The organism is Paenibacillus sp. TAF43_2 (assembly GCF_052113545.1).
Lineage (GTDB): Bacteria > Bacillota > Bacilli > Paenibacillales > Paenibacillaceae > Pristimantibacillus.
The window spans coordinates 14,929-31,722 of record NZ_JBFRDK010000109.1 but is presented as its reverse complement, the minus strand read 5'-3'; the positions used below and the strand labels follow the sequence as shown (position 1 = coordinate 31,722).

General features: G+C 45.4%; 16 protein-coding genes. 5 read left to right on the top strand and 11 right to left on the bottom strand.

Features of this window, described 5'->3' with window-relative positions; all coding sequences use genetic code 11:
* A partial coding sequence (locus AB4Z17_RS21315) for a superoxide dismutase family protein (RefSeq protein WP_441961929.1) occupies nt 1-215 on the top strand: 215 nt, incomplete at its 5' end.
* Between the two features lie 79 nt (nt 216-294).
* Here AB4Z17_RS21315 and AB4Z17_RS21310 read toward each other — a convergent pair.
* Together AB4Z17_RS21310 and AB4Z17_RS21305 are read right to left on the bottom strand one after the other, a co-directional pair.
* A complete protein-coding gene (locus AB4Z17_RS21310) occupies nt 295-1,119 on the bottom strand; it encodes a TrmH family RNA methyltransferase (RefSeq protein ID WP_441961928.1) in 825 nt (274 codons plus the stop codon).
* 8 nt (nt 1,120-1,127) lie between these two features.
* On the bottom strand, nt 1,128-1,850 hold the full coding sequence (locus AB4Z17_RS21305) for a potassium channel family protein (protein ID WP_076271060.1): 723 nt from the start codon (nt 1,848-1,850) through the stop codon (nt 1,128-1,130).
* 79 nt (nt 1,851-1,929) lie between these two features.
* On the opposite strand from AB4Z17_RS21305, the gene sspI reads away from it, so the two are divergent.
* Entirely contained in the window at nt 1,930-2,163 is a 234-nt protein-coding gene (gene sspI, locus AB4Z17_RS21300; protein WP_144376885.1) for a small acid-soluble spore protein SspI, read from the top strand.
* On the opposite strand, the gene AB4Z17_RS21295 is transcribed toward sspI, so the two are convergent.
* Both AB4Z17_RS21295 and AB4Z17_RS21290 read right to left on the bottom strand, forming a co-directional pair.
* Nucleotides 2,157-3,362 carry an alpha-D-ribose 1-methylphosphonate 5-triphosphate diphosphatase gene (locus AB4Z17_RS21295; protein WP_441961926.1) on the bottom strand — a complete coding sequence of 402 codons (1,206 nt, stop codon included), beginning with the start codon at nt 3,360-3,362 and terminating at the stop codon, nt 2,157-2,159. The genes sspI and AB4Z17_RS21295 overlap by 7 nt on opposite strands.
* Nucleotides 3,363-3,595: 233 nt before the next feature.
* The gene (locus AB4Z17_RS21290; RefSeq protein WP_339207472.1) at nt 3,596-4,153 is read right to left on the bottom strand and encodes a GbsR/MarR family transcriptional regulator; all 558 of its coding nucleotides are present in this window, start codon (nt 4,151-4,153) and stop codon (nt 3,596-3,598) included.
* 240 nt (nt 4,154-4,393) lie between these two features.
* On the opposite strand from AB4Z17_RS21290, the gene AB4Z17_RS21285 reads away from it, so the two are divergent.
* The 3 genes from AB4Z17_RS21285 (at nt 4,394) to AB4Z17_RS21275 (ending at nt 7,436) form a co-directional block, all read left to right on the top strand.
* On the top strand, nt 4,394-5,602 hold the full coding sequence (locus AB4Z17_RS21285; protein WP_441961924.1) for a quaternary amine ABC transporter ATP-binding protein: 1,209 nt from the start codon (nt 4,394-4,396) through the stop codon (nt 5,600-5,602).
* Nucleotides 5,589-6,425: an ABC transporter permease gene (locus AB4Z17_RS21280; protein ID WP_441961922.1), complete on the top strand. Its 837-nt coding sequence runs from the start codon at nt 5,589-5,591 to the stop codon at nt 6,423-6,425. The genes AB4Z17_RS21285 and AB4Z17_RS21280 overlap by 14 nt, the downstream gene beginning before the upstream one ends.
* A 144-nt stretch (nt 6,426-6,569) precedes the next feature.
* A complete protein-coding gene (locus AB4Z17_RS21275; RefSeq protein ID WP_305953912.1) occupies nt 6,570-7,436 on the top strand; it encodes a glycine betaine ABC transporter substrate-binding protein in 867 nt (288 codons plus the stop codon).
* 400 nt (nt 7,437-7,836) lie between these two features.
* On the opposite strand, the gene AB4Z17_RS21270 is transcribed toward AB4Z17_RS21275, so the two are convergent.
* From AB4Z17_RS21270 to zwf, 7 genes are all read right to left on the bottom strand, one after another.
* Nucleotides 7,837-8,937: a Gfo/Idh/MocA family protein gene (locus AB4Z17_RS21270; RefSeq protein WP_441908644.1), complete on the bottom strand. Its 1,101-nt coding sequence runs from the start codon at nt 8,935-8,937 to the stop codon at nt 7,837-7,839.
* 47 nt (nt 8,938-8,984) lie between these two features.
* Nucleotides 8,985-9,707 carry a ThuA domain-containing protein gene (locus tag AB4Z17_RS21265; RefSeq protein ID WP_441908642.1) on the bottom strand — a complete coding sequence of 241 codons (723 nt, stop codon included), beginning with the start codon at nt 9,705-9,707 and terminating at the stop codon, nt 8,985-8,987.
* Nucleotides 9,708-9,767: 60 nt separating this feature from the next.
* On the bottom strand, nt 9,768-10,931 hold the full coding sequence (locus AB4Z17_RS21260; RefSeq protein WP_441908641.1) for a Gfo/Idh/MocA family protein: 1,164 nt from the start codon (nt 10,929-10,931) through the stop codon (nt 9,768-9,770).
* Between the two features lie 105 nt (nt 10,932-11,036).
* A complete protein-coding gene (locus AB4Z17_RS21255; protein WP_441908640.1) occupies nt 11,037-12,071 on the bottom strand; it encodes a LacI family DNA-binding transcriptional regulator in 1,035 nt (344 codons plus the stop codon).
* A 194-nt stretch (nt 12,072-12,265) separates the two neighbouring features.
* Nucleotides 12,266-13,333: an undecaprenyldiphospho-muramoylpentapeptide beta-N-acetylglucosaminyltransferase gene (locus AB4Z17_RS21250; protein WP_441961920.1), complete on the bottom strand. Its 1,068-nt coding sequence runs from the start codon at nt 13,331-13,333 to the stop codon at nt 12,266-12,268.
* A 159-nt stretch (nt 13,334-13,492) separates the two neighbouring features.
* Nucleotides 13,493-15,079 (bottom strand): peptide chain release factor 3, encoded by a 1,587-nt coding sequence (locus AB4Z17_RS21245; RefSeq protein ID WP_076270992.1) that lies wholly within the window; start codon nt 15,077-15,079, stop codon nt 13,493-13,495.
* A gap of 39 nt (nt 15,080-15,118) precedes the next feature.
* A complete protein-coding gene (gene zwf, locus AB4Z17_RS21240; RefSeq protein WP_441908637.1) occupies nt 15,119-16,675 on the bottom strand; it encodes a glucose-6-phosphate dehydrogenase in 1,557 nt (518 codons plus the stop codon).
* Nucleotides 16,676-16,794: the final 119 nt, after the last annotated feature.

Here is a 16,794-nt window from a genome sequence, read left to right as displayed (position 1 = left end):
ACCATAACGGTGACCTCCCCAATATTACGGTAGGCGCCGATGGCAAAGTGAAGGCTGATATCGTAAGCAGCGATGTGACGCTCTTGAAAGGCAAACCAAATTCCTTATTAAAGGACGGCGGCACATCCATTATCATCCATGAAAAAGAAGATGATTATGTTACCGATCCATCCGGAAATTCTGGCAATCGTATCGCTTGCGGGGTTATCCAATAAGCTAGCGTGAAAAACGAGAGGCTGTCACAAGGTAATAACCTTGTAACAGCCTTTTTTTGATCTCGATATTTATTTGTATTTATTTGTTATAAGCTCGCTGACGCAAGCTTTCGTAAAGCAAAACCGTTGCTGCCATCGCTACATTTAACGACTCTGCTTGTCCAACCATCGGAATAATGACCGATTCGTCCACGAGCGCGCGAACTTCAGGAGACAGTCCTTCTGATTCGCTGCCCATCAGCAGCCATGTTGACTGTGTCCAGTCGTAGCCATAGCAGGTATGCTCTGCTTGCAGGCTTGTCCCAATAAGCTTCATGCCTTTTGTTTTCGCTTCGGGCAGCAGTTCTTTTAAATCCGCTTCTATAATAGGCAGATGGAATAAAGAACCCATCGTAGATCTTACGGTTTTCGGATTGTAGAGGTCCACGCAGCCTTTGCCCAAAATAACAGCATCTGCGCCAACCGCATCCGCGCTGCGGATGATCGTTCCCGCATTTCCAGGATCTCGTACGCCGTCRAGCACAACGACAAGCCCGTTTTTGCGATATAATGCCTCTTTATGTACGGACAGCTTTGACAAAATAGCAAATACAGGTGGAGGCGTATCCGTTCCTGTGCATTTTGACATGACCGATCGTGAAGCTTGAACCCACTCCAAACCGAGTGTTGCCTCCGTATCATTCGTTTCTCGCTCCAGCTTAAGCTCTGCGGGAATACCACGTTCTGCATCATAAACAATCGTCGTTACTTTTGATGTACCTCTCAGCGCTTCCAATACGAGATGAACGCCTTCAATTAGGAATTGGCCGCTGCGATYACGGTATTTTTTGTCTAGCAGCGATGCCCACTGCTTGACTCTGTCATTTTGTACAGATGATAGCAAAGAATCAAAATTTTCATTCATAGTTTGATTTAACCTTCCGAATATGCAATTTCTAAATTTGTTAGATCTGAGTTTTTACCTACAATAACAAGAATATCATCCCTGCCAATTAAATCGTCCGCATATGGAGCGATGTTCATGGTAGAGCCCGTTTTGATAGCCATAACATTACATTTATACTTCGCCCTAATATCGAGCTTCTTCAAGCTTTGTCCAATCATTGGCTCGGGAGCTTTAATTTCAATGATGCTATAATCGTCTGATATCTCGATATAATCGAGAATGTTAGGCGACACAAGATGATGCGCAACGCGCAGGCCCATATCCCGTTCAGGAAAAACCACCTTATCGGCACCAATTTTGCCTACAACTTTACCATGAAGCTCGTTTTGAGCTTTGACGATTAACGTTTTTACGCCTAAATCCTTCAAAATGAGCGTCGTCAAAATGCTTGACTGAATGTCCTGTCCTATCGCAACGACAACAACATCAAAATTCCGAATACCGAGCGCTCGAAGCGCTTCCTCATCCGTTGAATCAGCGGATACTGCATGAGTCACAAAATTAACGACTTCTTGTACTCGCTGTTCGTTCGAGTCAATAGCTAATACCTCAAAGCCCATATCTGTCAAAGCTTTTGCAATGCTGGAGCCAAAACGCCCCATTCCAATTACTGCGTATTGCTTCTTTGCCATCGATACATAATCCTCCTTACGCGGATGATTGCTGCAGTTATTTAGACAGTATACCATAGCTTGCTCATTCGGATGAAAGAAGCATGCACTGGACATAGTAAATAAGTAAATCCCAATGGGCAGGAGGCTGTTTAGTTTGAAAGAAATTGATCTGCGTCAAGCAATCGTTATGCGTGTGCAGGATAACTCTGCGAAAGATCTATCGGAAGTAATTGAAGACTCAATTGGCGCGGATGAGCGTGCTTTGCCGGGGCTTGGTGTACTTTTTGAGATGATCTGGCAGCAATCCACTGAGCTAGAGCAAGAGCGAATGGTTGATTCCTTATATAGGCATCTTCATCATTCTGAGCATGCTAATCCGTCTCAGTAACGCACAGCTGCAGAATAAACAATTTGGCCTCCGATAATGGCAGCTGTTACCCAAGGCAGGCCATCATAACGATCCACAATAATTAAATCCGCTGCTTTGCCAAGCTCTATGGAACCAATGTCACCATCCACGCCCAATGCCTGCGCTGGATGTAATGAGACCATCCGTACCGCAGCTGGCAAAGCGGCAATCCCTTCATCTGCAAGCTTAAACACAGCTGCCAGCATAGAAGATGGATGATAGTCTGAGCATAAAATATGGGCAGCGCCAGCAGCAATTGCGTCGACCGCCTTTAAATTGTTGTCATGAGACGCGCCTCTAACCACATTAGGAGCACCTACGCAAACACGAAGCCCTCGCTTAGAAGCATATTTTGCCGTAACCATATTAATTGGAAACTCACAGACAGAAACCCCATAATCAAGCGACTCATCTATCTTCTCCACCGAATCATCGTCATGTGAGGCAACGGCTATGCCAGCTTTAGCTGCTAGTTTGCTCAGATTCTTCAAATGGTCACCGTTTACCAGTTGCCTTTGCTGAATGAGATTATCAACAATTGCACGTACCTCTACGACGCCTACACCCTGATTCTTCATTACATAACGCTCAAAAGAGCCGGGCTCACGATATTGGCCTTGCCCGGGCGAATGATCCATAAAGGATATATAATCAATCGCTTTCTCATTCAAAAACCGTTCAACTATTGGCATGCCTGCCAGGTGTGATACCTCAAAGCGCAAATGTATTCGATTGCGAATCATCGATCGTTTATTGCGGTAGCTGTTAATCTGCTCAATCATCCCCGTTAGCAAATGATCTCCTCGCAAACTAAGCCCTACGCCAAGCGATAATGAATGATACATCGTAGTTATGCCATGCACCGGCAGCTTCCGTTCAAACTCCAGCAATGCCATATCCAAAGGAAACAATGTATTGGGACGCGGCTGCACTTCTTTCTCAATCGCATCGCAATGAATGTCAATTAGGCCTGGAAGTATGTACTGCTGCTTCGCATCTATGTTTATAGACTTTGGGTGCAGCTTTATCCAATTGCTGATTGCCAGTTCATCGTGCAGCACGGCAGTTATTCGCCCATCGATAATAGCAATTGCCCCGTCATCCATTTGGCCAGGCAAAACGATCTTTCCGTTTGTAATGATCATAGGCGCAGTGCTGGCTCTCAAGCGATTATCCATCGATATACACTTCCCCCGCTCTAAAATGATTGTAATGATTTTACCATATTTTGCTTATAAAAACATACCTAGGAGTTAGATCCTTGATATTTGTAAAAAATACATTAATTCCTCTTTTATGCAGTTCCAAAGCCTCTATATTATGCTCGAAACAAGCAAAAAAACCGCAAGAATAATTCCTCGCGGCTTTGAAGCATAATAAAGGCAACAAGCGTTGCCTTCCGTTTCTCATTTTATTCTTCAAGAGGTATCAGCTTGTAAATATCTCCATTTTCAAAAGAATCGATTAAACGATCCAGCCATTTGTAATATTTTAAAGCCTCATCAATCTTTTGTGTATCATTATCAAGCACATCAAGGAAAGCTTGTTCGCTTTCGTATTGAAGCTTTAGAGCATCAATTTCCTTCATTGATCGGTTTAGGGCACTCATATTTTGCTCGACAGCTTTTCTCCATTTAATGGAGAAGTAGTCAGTAAAGTTTTGATGCCAGTTCGGCTCTACTTCATATAAGTCTTTTCTTGAGCCTTTTCCCCATACTTTATTTATCATCTTCAGATCATGCAGCGTACGCATGCCAGTACTCATTGAAGTCTTGCTCATGCCCATCGTCTGGCTCATCTCATCAAGTGTAACTGGCTCACGATTAAAGTACATATTGCCGTACAAATGACCAATGGATAACGTAATGCCGTACAAATCCATGTTTTCACCTATTGATTCAATGACGCGGCGCCTTGCTTTATGCAGCTTGGTTAGCTGCTCATCTGTTAATGCTGCAAGCTCATTCATGTCGTTCCTCCTGAGGAGTGTCTTTCCCCCTATCATTCTTACATCAATTATTGTAATCAAATGACCATCCATATGTAAAGAACACGTTTGATACGAAAAAGGGAGTTATCCAGAGTATACAGTATGTAAAGTTCGTAAAGTTATAACTGTACGTAGTATACAGAGTCTCACGCCTTTTGACCATAACAAACATAACCAACTAAACTTATGGGAGTCGAAATATTCCAAAGGGGGCACAACATGGCGATTATAGAAGCCAAGAGGCTGACCAAAATTTTCGGAACAGATCCGAAAAAGGCGATCCCGCTGCTGGATAAAGGATGGTCTAAAGAGAAAATTTTTGCAGAAACAAAGCTTACGGTTGGGGTGAACCAAGCAAATTTCTCGATTGAAGAGGGACAAATATTTGTTATTATGGGCTTGTCCGGTAGCGGCAAGTCGACACTTGTACGTCTTCTCAATCGATTAATTGAACCTACTCTAGGTCAAGTCCTGTTTAACGGGACAGATGTGCTTAAGATGTCACCAGAGCAGCTGCGGCAATTTAGAAGAAAAAATGTAGGTATGGTATTTCAGAAGTTCGCACTGTTTCCGCATCGCACCGTTATTCAAAACATTGAATACGGACTAGAGGTACAGGGCATCGATAAGAAAAAACGCAGAGAAATGGCGATGCATTCGCTAGAGCTTGTTGGATTAAAAGGATGGGCAGACAGCTATCCTGACCAATTAAGCGGCGGTATGCAGCAGCGCGTTGGACTAGCAAGAGGACTTGCCAACGACCCGGATGTTCTGCTTATGGATGAAGCATTTGGCGCACTCGATCCTTTAATTCGGAAGGATATGCAGGATGAGCTGCTTGAGCTTCAATCCAAAATGAAGAAAACAATTGTTTTCATTACCCATGACTTAAATGAAGCACTGCGGATCGGTGATCAAATCGCTTTGATGAAGGACGGAAGCATCGTCCAAATCGGATCACCAGAAGAAATATTGATGCAGCCAGCGAACAAATATGTTGAGCGTTTCGTGGAGGATGTTGATTTATCCAAAGTATTTACAGCATCACATGTCATGATTAAGCCTGAAACGATAACGATCGAGAAAGGTCCGCGTGTTGCTTTGCAATTTATGCGTGACCGCGGAGTATCGAGCCTTTACGTTGTCGACAAAGGTATGCGCCTGCTTGGCGTTATAACGGCAGAAGAAGCGGCGAATGCAATTAAAAACGGCCAAAAGCTTGAAGATGCAATGGAGCGAGAAGCACCATTCGCACAGCCGGATACGCTGCTTAATGAGTTGTTTGAATTAATGAGTAATTCAAAATTCCCCATTTCCATTATTGATGCAAACGGGCGCCTTAAAGGCATCGTCATCAAGGGCGCGGTTCTAGMCGCATTAGCTGGAAATTCCGTATTAGAGGCTGGTGAACGTATTGAATCTACCTAAAATCCCATTAGCTGACTGGATCGAATGGCTGGAGGCTTGGGTTGAAGCTCATTTCGACCCTTTTTTTAAATTAATACGCACAGTTGTCGGCGAAACTGTAAATGGCTTGGATGTCGCTCTCAATTGGTTTCCAGCGCTAGTGCTTATTTTGATATTCACTATTTTGGCTTGGCTTATCGGCAAGTGGAAAATGGGAATATTCACACTTATCGGATTGTTAATCATAGAAAATCTCGGCTTATGGAGCCAAACGATGCAGACACTAGCGCTCGTTTTGACTGCAGCCTTCATATCCGTGCTGATTGGCGTTCCTATTGGAATTTTGTGTGCTCGCTACACCAATTTCCAAAAAATCATTACACCATTGCTTGATCTTATGCAGACGATGCCAGCCTTCGTTTATTTGCTCCCAGCTGTAACGTTCTTCTCCTTGGGTGTTGTTCCTGGCGTGATCTCTTCGATTATTTTTGCAATCCCGCCAACGATACGATTAACGAATCTTGGCATTCGCCAAGTCCCTGCCGAATTAGTAGAAGCAGCAGATGCCTTCGGCTCTACGCCAACGCAAAAATTGTTCAAGCTGCAGCTCCCTATTGCCATGCCAACCATTATGGCCGGCATTAATCAGACCATTATGTTGTCACTATCGATGGTTGTCATTGCATCCATGATTGGTGCACAAGGCGTAGGAGCTTATGTATATCGTGCAGTGACGCAAGGAAATACCGGCGTTGGGTTTGAAGCTGGTCTTGCTATTGTTATATTAGCCATTATTTTAGACCGACTGACCCAACAAATTATTCGTAAAAGCAAAACCACTTAAACTAATTTATAAACGTTAAGCGCATGCTCAATGCTAGTTTGCTGCGCAAAATTTAAGCGTATGCTTACGAAGTATTTTGCTGCGCAAACTTTAAGCGTATGCTTTCGATGTTAGTTTGCTGCGCAAACTTTAAGGAGTGATTTTTTGAAATTTAATAAAATGAGTGTAATTGTTGCTGCTGTTATGACCATGGCTTTAGTCGCTGGATGCTCTTCGAACAATGAAGGCGCTAAGAAAAAAGTAACGCTTGCTTACGTGGCTTGGGATTCTGAGATAGCGAGCACGTATGTTGTGAAGGAAGTACTTGAGCAGAAGCTTAATTACAAAGTTGATATGATGCAAGTTGATGCGGGGCCTATGTGGGCTGGTATTTCTGACGGCAGTGCAGATGCGATGGTAGCTGCATGGCTTCCTACAACACATGCATCGTACATCGAAAAATATAACGGTAAATTTGATGATTTAGGACCAAATCTTGAAGGAACAAAAATTGGTCTAGTCGTCCCTAAATACATGGATGTTAACAGCATTGACGAGCTTAACGATGCCGTTGGCGCTGAAGTAGATCATACGATTATCGGTATTGAGCCGGGTGCTGGACTTATGATGTCGACAGAAAAAGTATTAGATCAATATAATCTGCGAGATAAATGGAAGCTGCTTGAGAGTTCCTCCGCAGCGATGACTCAGCAGCTTGAGAAGGCTTATGCTAACAAAGAGCCGATTGTTGTGACAGGCTGGACACCGCACTGGATGTTCGCCAAGATGGAGCTGAAATATTTGGCAGATCCTAAAAATGTATATGGCGGAGATGAACAAATTCATACAATCGCCCGTCAAGGACTAAAGGATGATCTGCCTGAAGCTTATGCATTCCTCGATCAGTTTAATTGGACGCCAGATGATATGGCTTCCGTTATGATCAAAATCCAAGAAGGCGAGACGCCAGAAGCAGCTGCTAAAGCTTGGGTTGAGCAAAATCCTGACAAGGTTGCAGCTTGGATAAAATAATAGCCAACATTCGAAAGAAGCTGTCTCCAAAGTATTCAGACCGATGGATCAATAGCTAACTTTGGACAAAATGTTGGAGAGCATGAAAAAATAGCGCACCAAAGGCTATTCCCGGCGGATTCAATTATTGGTCTCGCCGGCATTGCATAATACCTTAATCATTTCTCTAACGAACCGTATCATTCTTATTATTAAATCCATTACGAATAGTTTGAATAAGACCTGCTGGGTTCGTTAGCTATAAGATTGTTAAAGTGAGGACATCGTCCGGCCTAAGTTCCAACAAAAAACAAAGCAAGAGCTGTTCCAATCGTAGATACATCTACTTTTGGGACAGCTCTTTTTTTAAGTTATTTATTAATGACTTTACATTCTAGCTGTTAATGCTCTTCAGCCTTTATTAATCCAAGCAGAATGGCTGCAAACCAAGCGGCAATGGCGCTGGGCGCTCACAAGTGCTCTTCATAACATAATGCACGCCTTGTTCCGACGCGTCATGGAAGCCATGCATAGCTTCGAGTACATGATAAGCAAGCTCGCCATTAGCGCGATGCTTGCGGCCGGTTTGAATCGCTTTGGCCATGTCTGCTGCACCGACACCACGAGCGTTCTCTGTGTATCCGTAAGCGAGCGGAATATCTGACCATTCATTTGAGCCCGCACGCCAAATTTTAATTTGTCCGCCAAACCCGTTAGGATCTGGGACAAGAAGTGTGCCCGCGCTGCCGTATATTTCGATTCGAGGAAGCGTTGAGCCGCCTTTCACATCAAAGCTTGTGAGCAATGTTCCGATTGGACCCGATGCAAAGTCCATCACTCCAGCGATATGAGTTGGTACTTCAACCTCTACCTGCTGGCCGTATTTCGGTTTGCTTGTAATCGTTCTCTCTGGGAAAGAGATACGTGCCGAACCCGTTACACGAGTGATCGGTCCAAGCAGCGCTACAAGCGCGGTTAAATAGTATGGCCCCATATCAAACATCGGGCCGCCGCCCTTTTGGTAATAAAATTCAGGAGCCGGATGCCATGATTCATGCCCGCCGCACACCATGAATGCCGTCGCGCCAATTGGCGTACCAATCCAGCCGTCCTCAAGCAGCTTGATGCTCGTTTGGATGCCGCCGCCAAGGAATGTATCCGGCGCGCTTCCTACATAAAGGCCTTTTTTCTCAGCAAGCTCAAGTACCTGCTGCGCCTCTTCACGAGTAACTGCAAACGGCTTCTCTACATAAACATGTTTGCCTGCTTCAAGAGCTTGTAAGCAAATCGATGCATGCGCTTGCGGGATTGTCAAATTGATTATCATTTGAACTTCCGGATCAGCAAGCAGCTCCTCAACCGAACAACCGCGAACGCCAAACTGCTCGCCTTTTGCTTTGGCTCTCTCCACATCTAAATCTGCGCAAGCTACAACCTGCAAGGCATCAAAACGGTTGCCGTTTTCAAAATAGATGCCGCTAATATTGCCTGTTCCTATAATGCCTGCTTTAATCTTTTCCATAATCTCTAGTCCCTCTTCTCATATCCTAAGATTATTATGATTGCGAATTACAACTGATTATCTGCCATACCGCTATAAGCAGAAGCTGTTTTGCCTGCTGCCAGCGCATTTGCTTTACCTTCCGCACACCACAAGAAGCCGCGTCTCATAAGTTCTTTTACCGTTTCAATCTCTATAATATTAGCTTGATGACCAAGCGAGTTGTAGTATACGCGTCCAACACCCCAGCGCTTCGTCCACACAACCGGCATATCGACTGCCTTGTTGAGTGAATGCGGTCCCGGTGTCAGCGGAAAACGTGTTGTCGCCAGCACTTCAACTGCCGGATCCACATGCAAATAATATTGCTCAGAGCTGACAACAAAATCTTCAATGCCTTCTGTCAGCTGACTGGATGAATTATTAATATTAACCGTATATTCAACACCGTCATTGCCTGGGTGAGCTACCCATTGTCCGCCGGTCATAAACTGCCAGTCTACATTTTCACGGAACGCATCGCACATTCCGCCATGGCATCCTGCCAAACCTACGCCGCTTTGAACAGCTGCAGATACATTATCGACAAGCTTCTGCTCGATCCGTGCCATCGTCCAGACGGGTACGATAAGATCAAGTCCCAACAGTTTTTCTGCATCCGCAAATGCTTCCAATGTGTCGGACACCTCTACCTCGAAATCCTCAGCTGCAAGCACCTCACGAAAAATTTCTGCTACCTCTTTTGGCTGATGTCCATCCCAGCCGCCCCATACGATTAGTGCTTTTTTCATTACCTTCTCCTGCCTCTCTCCAAGCGCTAAGTAATCTCCTAACTAATAACCCTATATGGCTTACGATAATTCGCTAATTGCTACCCAGCGGCGTTCTGCAATCGAACGATCTACCGCCTCCAGAACCTCTTGGCATTTCACGCCATCTACAAAGTTCGGTACGGGCTGACGATCTTCAGCAAAAGCTTGCATCAGCTCATGCATTTCATGTGTAAACGTGTGCTCGTATCCAATGGTATGTCCAGCTGGCCACCAAGCGTCCATATACGCATGCGATGGATCGGTTGCGAGTACGCGGCGGAAGCCTTGAACATCCTCGGCATCATCGGTGAAATAAACTTGAAGCTCATTCATCCGCTCAAAATCAAACTTGATGCTTCCTTTACTGCCGTTAATTTCAAAAGCGTTCGTACAGCGATGGCCGGCTGCGAAGCGAGTCGCCTCAAAGCTGCCCAGCGCGCCGTTAGCAAAGCGTGTCATAAACATAGTTGCATCATCCACTGTTACTTCTCCGAGCGGTCCACCCTCGCTTCCCTTTGCACTGAGGCCTGTCATAGCTGAAGCAATCGGGCGCTCTTTAACGAAAGTCTCGCTCATGCCGATAACCTCATTGAATTCTCCAACGAGAAAACGCGCCATATCTATCAAATGTGCTCCTAAATCACCATGGGAGCCGGAGCCTGCAATTTCCTTCTGAAGACGCCATACGAGCGGGAAGCTCGGATCGATAATCCAATCTTGCAAAAACACAGCACGGAAATGATAGATTTCACCGAGCCTCCCATCTGACACCAATTTTTTTGCAAGCTGTACAGCAGGTGCAAATCGATAATTAAAACCTACCATATGCTTCACGCCTGCTTTTTCAACAGCATCAAGCATCTCGCGGGAGTCTTCAAGCGTAAGCGCCAGCGGCTTCTCACAAAAGATATGTTTGCCGGCTGCCGCTGCTGCTAGAGCGATAGCCTTATGTGCATCACTTGGTGCATTAATATCGATTAAGTCGATATCCTCGCGGTTAACGAGCGCATTCCAATCCGTTTCAGCACTTTCCCAGCCGAATTGTGACCGTGCTTGTTCAACGCCTTCTGGATCGCGACCGCAAATGGCCGTCATCTCCGGCTTAATCGCATTCGGGAAAAACATCGGAAGCGCGCGGTACGCGTTGCTATGTGCCTTCCCCATAAACTTATAACCAACCATGCCAACTCTTACTTTATCCATAATAATCCGCCTCTCTTAAGCGTAAACGCCTTATGCTGCCACTAGCGATAAGATCGCGTCCCGCAATTGAAATAGAATGGAGCAGAAAAACTAGTATTCAGGATTTTAACGTTTGAGTCTTGACGTTTCTCTTGTGATCAGGCTGACCGGTAAAACATCTGTTTGTGAATCTGTCGTTTTCGTTTTCTGATCCGGGTCCAGCAATCTAGCAGCTGCAAGCTTACCCATCTCATAGAAAGGAACAGCAACGGTAGAAAGCCTTGGACTAATGATGCGCGAGCCGTCTGAGTCATCATATCCAACTAGCGCATAATGCTCGCCAGCTTCAACTCCCAGTTCCCGCAAGCGCTGCATCAGGCCGATTGCCATTCGATCATTAGCCGCAAATACCGCATCGATATTGCCTTCTTTAATTTGTTCCGCTAATTGCTCCCCGAGCTCCGCCCCGCTCTTTCGGCTGTAATTACCGTGATAGATTAGACTAGGCTCATAAGCAAGTCCCGCTTCCATTAGAGCCGCTTTGTAGCCTTCCTGCCTATCGGCACTATTGGAATACTGCAGCGGGCCGTTAACAAAAGCAATGCTGCGGCTGCCCTGACTCAACAAATGCGAGACGGCTGCCTTGCTGCCTGATACATGATCAGCATCGACTGTACGATAATGCTCCGCATCAAACCGCTGATTTACAAGGCAGAAAGGAAAGTTTTCAGCCTTCAGCTCAGCAAGGGCGGCTCTTTCCTCAGGCACATTTTGTGAGCCTAAAACGATGCAAGCATCAATCTTATGCGTGCGAAATAGCTTAGCGTAATCTCTCGCCCCATCCGGCTCTCTAAAAATAAGAAGCAGGTCATAGCCGCAGCGCTTCGCTGTTTCACCGATTCCACTTAATATTTCCGAAAAATAGTAAGTGGAAAATAAATGAACTTTGGGCACGAATGGCAATATGACGCCAATATTCCCGCTCTTCCTTCGAGCAAATTGCTGAGCAAGCGCATTTGGTACGTATCCAAGCTCAGCCGCGGCTTGTAATACCCGTTCACGCGTTTCCTCTTTGATAGGGCCGACGCTGTTCATCACTCTCGAAACAGTCGCCTCTGAAACTCCAGCTAGTTTCGCAACTTCTTTCCTGCTAATAATCATTTTCCTCCTGAAAAGCTAATATGCTAAGTTGTCGTTTCATTTCAATGTACACGCGTACATTATTGCATGAAAACGTTTTAGCGTCAATAAACTTTTTGCATATTTTTCTATTGTTGCCCTCATTACAAAAAAACGATCCAGAACGCTTGCATCGGCGTCCCAGATCGTTTTTTCTCGTTGTCTCTTATAGTTACCTACTTCTTCGCTATTTCATTAATCCATTCAAAAACAGCGGACAGCGCATTTGCTTCCTCGCTCATGTTCATCCTATCGATATAGGATTCACGGTTTTGGTACAAACGCTCGACGCTCTCAGCAAGCGTGCTTGCCGTCAGCTTCTCTTCATACAAAACGTCGGCATAACCCGACTTCTCAAATGACTGGGCATTCAAAATTTGATCGCCTCGGCTCTGTTCCCGTGTTAGAGGAATAAGCAGCATCGGCTTCTTTAAGGACAAAAATTCAAAAATGGAATTAGAGCCTGCTCGTGAAATCACAAGGTCCGTCATCGCCAAAACATCCGGCAATTGCTCATTCACAAATTCGAATTGCTTATAGCCAGGCATAGCAAGCGACGGGTCAACTTGATTTTTACCGCAGAGATGAACGATTTGATAGCTTTTGGTAAGGCTTATTAATGACTGTCTGACCGCCTGATTAATTTTGCGTGCACCCAAGCTTCCACCCATAATTAAGATGACCGGTTTGTTTTTAGTAAATCCGCAAAAGGTTCTGCCTCTTTCCGCGTTGCCCTGCTTCACTTCCTCACGTATAACTGCCCCTACATGCCTGCTTTTATCAGCCTTCAGCATGCTGCCCGTCTCAGGAAAAGTCGTACATACTCCTGTAGCAAAAGGAATCGATAGCCGATTGGCAAGACCTGGCGTCAGATCGGATTCATGAATAAGCAGCGGCACCTTGTTTAGCCATGCGCCAATAACGACAGGTACGGATACAAATCCGCCTTTGGAGAAAATGACGTTCGGTTTATTTTGCTTAATAAGGCGATAAGCTTGATAAAGGCCTTTTACTACCTTGAACGGGTCCTTAATGTTCTGAATATCCATGTACCTTCTCAGCTTTCCCGTCGATATCGGAAAATACTTAACCTCTGGAATCGTTGCGATAAGCTGCCTTTCAATACCGCTCTCCGATCCGATATATTGGACTGACCAGCCCTCTTCCAAAAAATGCGGGATCAAGGCCATATTAACGGTAACGTGTCCGGCTGAGCCTCCCCCGGTGAACATGATTGTTTTCATGAATGACTAGCCACCTATCGTTTTTTATCCATTTATTATACGGGTAAAGATTCGTTTTAGCACTGAAATTCAAGGAGATGGATATAAAAAGCATCCCCAGCCGCTATCGCTGCTGCGCGATTGGCCGAGGATGCTTTAAACGTGCCTATATCCCTACCCTTAAGGCGCAGTTTCCAGAAACTTAGACGTTGGATTCTTGTCTACTGCCGTACGCATCGCATATTCGTTCTCGAACAAGACGACATAGTTGCCCTTCTTGTCCTTTACGAGCGTCGTATTGATTCGGAATTTGCTAGGGTCAATATTATCATCAACGATCCAGCGGGCAAATTGGAACTGCATCCGGTGCAATTGAATATCTACGCCGTACTCCGCTTTCATTCGATGCTCAAATACCTCAAATTGCAAATGACCAACAACGCCGAGAATTGTCTCATCGAAGTTGCCTGTGGAGTGGAACACTTGAATCGTGCCTTCCTCCGTGAGCTGATCAATGCCCTTTTGGTACTGCTTGTGCTTCAACGCATTTTTAACGGTTACTTTAGCAAAAATTTCAGGCGAGAACGTTGGAAGCTCATCGAACACAACTTCGCCGCCTTGTGATAATGAATCGCCGATTCGGAAAATGCCTGGATCAAACAAACCAATAATATCGCCCGGATACGCTGTATCCACGATATCTCGGTCTTGCGCTAGAAACTGCTGAGGCTGAGCAAGCTTAATGTCCTTGCCATTACGCACATGACGAACGCTCATTCCGCGCTCGAATTTGCCGGAGCAAATCCGAAGGAAAGCAATTCGGTCACGATGGGCTGGGTTCATATTCGCTTGAATTTTGAAAACATATCCCGTAAATTTCTCATTCGTCGGATCAACCTGACCTGTCGTGCTGTTGCGCGACGTCGGCTTAGGAGCCAGCTGAAGGAAGTTTTCTAGAAAAGTTTGCACGCCAAAGTTATTAACCGCGCTTCCGAAGAAAAGAGGCGTCAGTTCACCCGCTTGCACTTTCTCGAAATCAAATTGATCACCAGCGACATCCAGCAGCTCAAGATCACCAATAAGCTGATCTGTTAAATAATCGCCAGCCATCTCACGTATGACAGGATCATTATAGTCGCTAACGGGACGAACCTCGATTGTCGAGTGGTCATTTCCTTGGAAAAGCTCGACCTGTGTTTTCATTCGGTCATAAACACCGCAAAGCTCGCGTCCCATGCCGATTGGCCAGTTCATTGGAACAGCGCGAATGCCTAAGACACGCTCAAGCTCCTCCATTAATTCAAATGGACTTTGCCCTTCACGGTCCAGCTTGTTAATAAAAGTAAAAATCGGAATGCCGCGTTTACGGCAAACCTGGAACAGCTTGATCGTTTGTGCCTCGACACCTTTGGCAACGTCAATAAGCATGACGGCGCTGTCGGCTGCGGTAAGCGTACGATACGTGTCCTCACTGAAATCTTGGTGACCAGGCGTATCAAGAATGTTAACGCGATGTCCTAGATAATCGAACTGCATTACGCTGGACGTTACCGAGATACCACGTTGTTTCTCAATTTCCATCCAGTCGGATGTTGCATGACGGCTCGCTTTGCGCGCCTTAACTGACCCTGCAAGCCGAATGGCTCCTCCGAATAGGAGGAGCTTCTCAGTGAGGGTCGTTTTTCCTGCATCCGGGTGAGAGATAATCGCGAATGTACGGCGCTTATCTACTTCCTGTTTAATTTCTTCACTTAACGATTGGCTCATGCTTGTCTTCCCTTCATTACGTAAGGTATGCGGCAGCGATTATTTTCCGCTGTTCGAAACCCAAATGACGTTATCTTCCTCTTGTCCGTTAACCGGCCACCAATGGAAACCATCTTCTTTTAGCATTTCATCCGCAGCTTCTGGACCCCATGATCCCGCTGGATACAGCTTCAAATCACTTTTCTCTTCACGCCAAGCTTGTGCAATACGATCCACGAAAGCCCAAGCTTGGGATACTTCATCCCAGCGCGTGAAGTAAGTGGAGTCGCCGCGTGCCGCATCATGAATGAGGCGCTCATACGCTTCAGGCGTATTTAAGCCGATTTGGCAGCTTTGGCAGAACTCCATGGCAACTGGCTGTACCGAATTGTTTTGACCTGGTGTTTTTGCGTTTACTTTAATATATATGCCCTCAAGCGGGTTTACGCGAATAACGAGCAAATTCGGCGCCAAATCATGACGCTGGGCAAATAGAACATTTTGCGGCATCGATTTAAACTCGATGACGACCTCCGTTGTTTTTACAGGTAGACGTTTGCCCGTTCTAATATAGAAAGGCACGCCAGCCCAGCGGAAGTTGTCCACTAATACTTTGGCAGCAAAATAAGTTTCAGTCGTGGAGTCCTGGCCAACAGAATCCTCTTGGCGGTATCCCGGAAGTTCTTTGCCGTGATGGCTACCTTCGCTGTATTGACCGCGTACGACGTGCGAGCGAACCTCATCACTTGACGTATAATTACGCAGTGAACGAAGCACCTTCACCTTCTCGTCACGAATATCTTCTCCGTGCAAGCGGCTTGGCGGCTCCATAGCAATCATCGTAAGCATTTGCAGCATATGGTTCTGACCCATGTCGCGCAAAGCTCCCGATTTGTCGTAATAGCCTCCGCGATCCTCAACGCCAACCGTTTCGGATAATGTAATTTGAACATTGGCAATATGGTTATTATTCCACAAAGGCTCAAAAAAAGCATTAGCAAAACGAATAACTTGAATGTTTTGAACCATTTCCTTGCCTAGATAGTGATCGATACGGTATATTTCTTCTTCCTTAAACACTTGGTTAATCTGTTCATTCAGCTTCTGAGCCGATGGAAGATCGTAGCCAAATGGCTTCTCGATTACGACGCGATGCCAGCCATTAGATTCAAGCAATCCTCCGTCGCGCAAATTGAATGATACCGGACCGAAAAGTGAAGGCGCAAGGGCCAAGTAAAAAAGACGGTTGCCGGGAATGTTGAACTTCACGTCAAGCTGCTCAGACAATTTGCTAAGCTCGCGGAAGCCTTCTACATCGTTAATATCGAGTGACATATATACGAAATGTTCTGCAAAACGATTCCAAAGCTCAGCATCGTCCGCTTTGTAACGACAAAACTCTACAATAGATTCATAAAGGTCAGCACGAAATTGTTCATTCGTACGAGGACGTCTTGCTAGACCAACGACGGCAAAGTTTTCCGTGAGCTTGCCTTCTTTATATAAACTGAAAAGGGCTGGAAACAGCTTGCGCCGAGCCAAATCGCCCGTTGCTCCGAAGAGGTAATATACAGCACCTTCTGCAGAGACGGATTCAAGATTATTATTATATGTCATTTGCCTCATTCTTTCCCTATGTATTTTTATACAACTTTACATGATATGTAGTTTAGCATATTCAACTTTAATTCGCTATTCAACATGTCATAAAAAATACTGATACGATCCGTTACTAA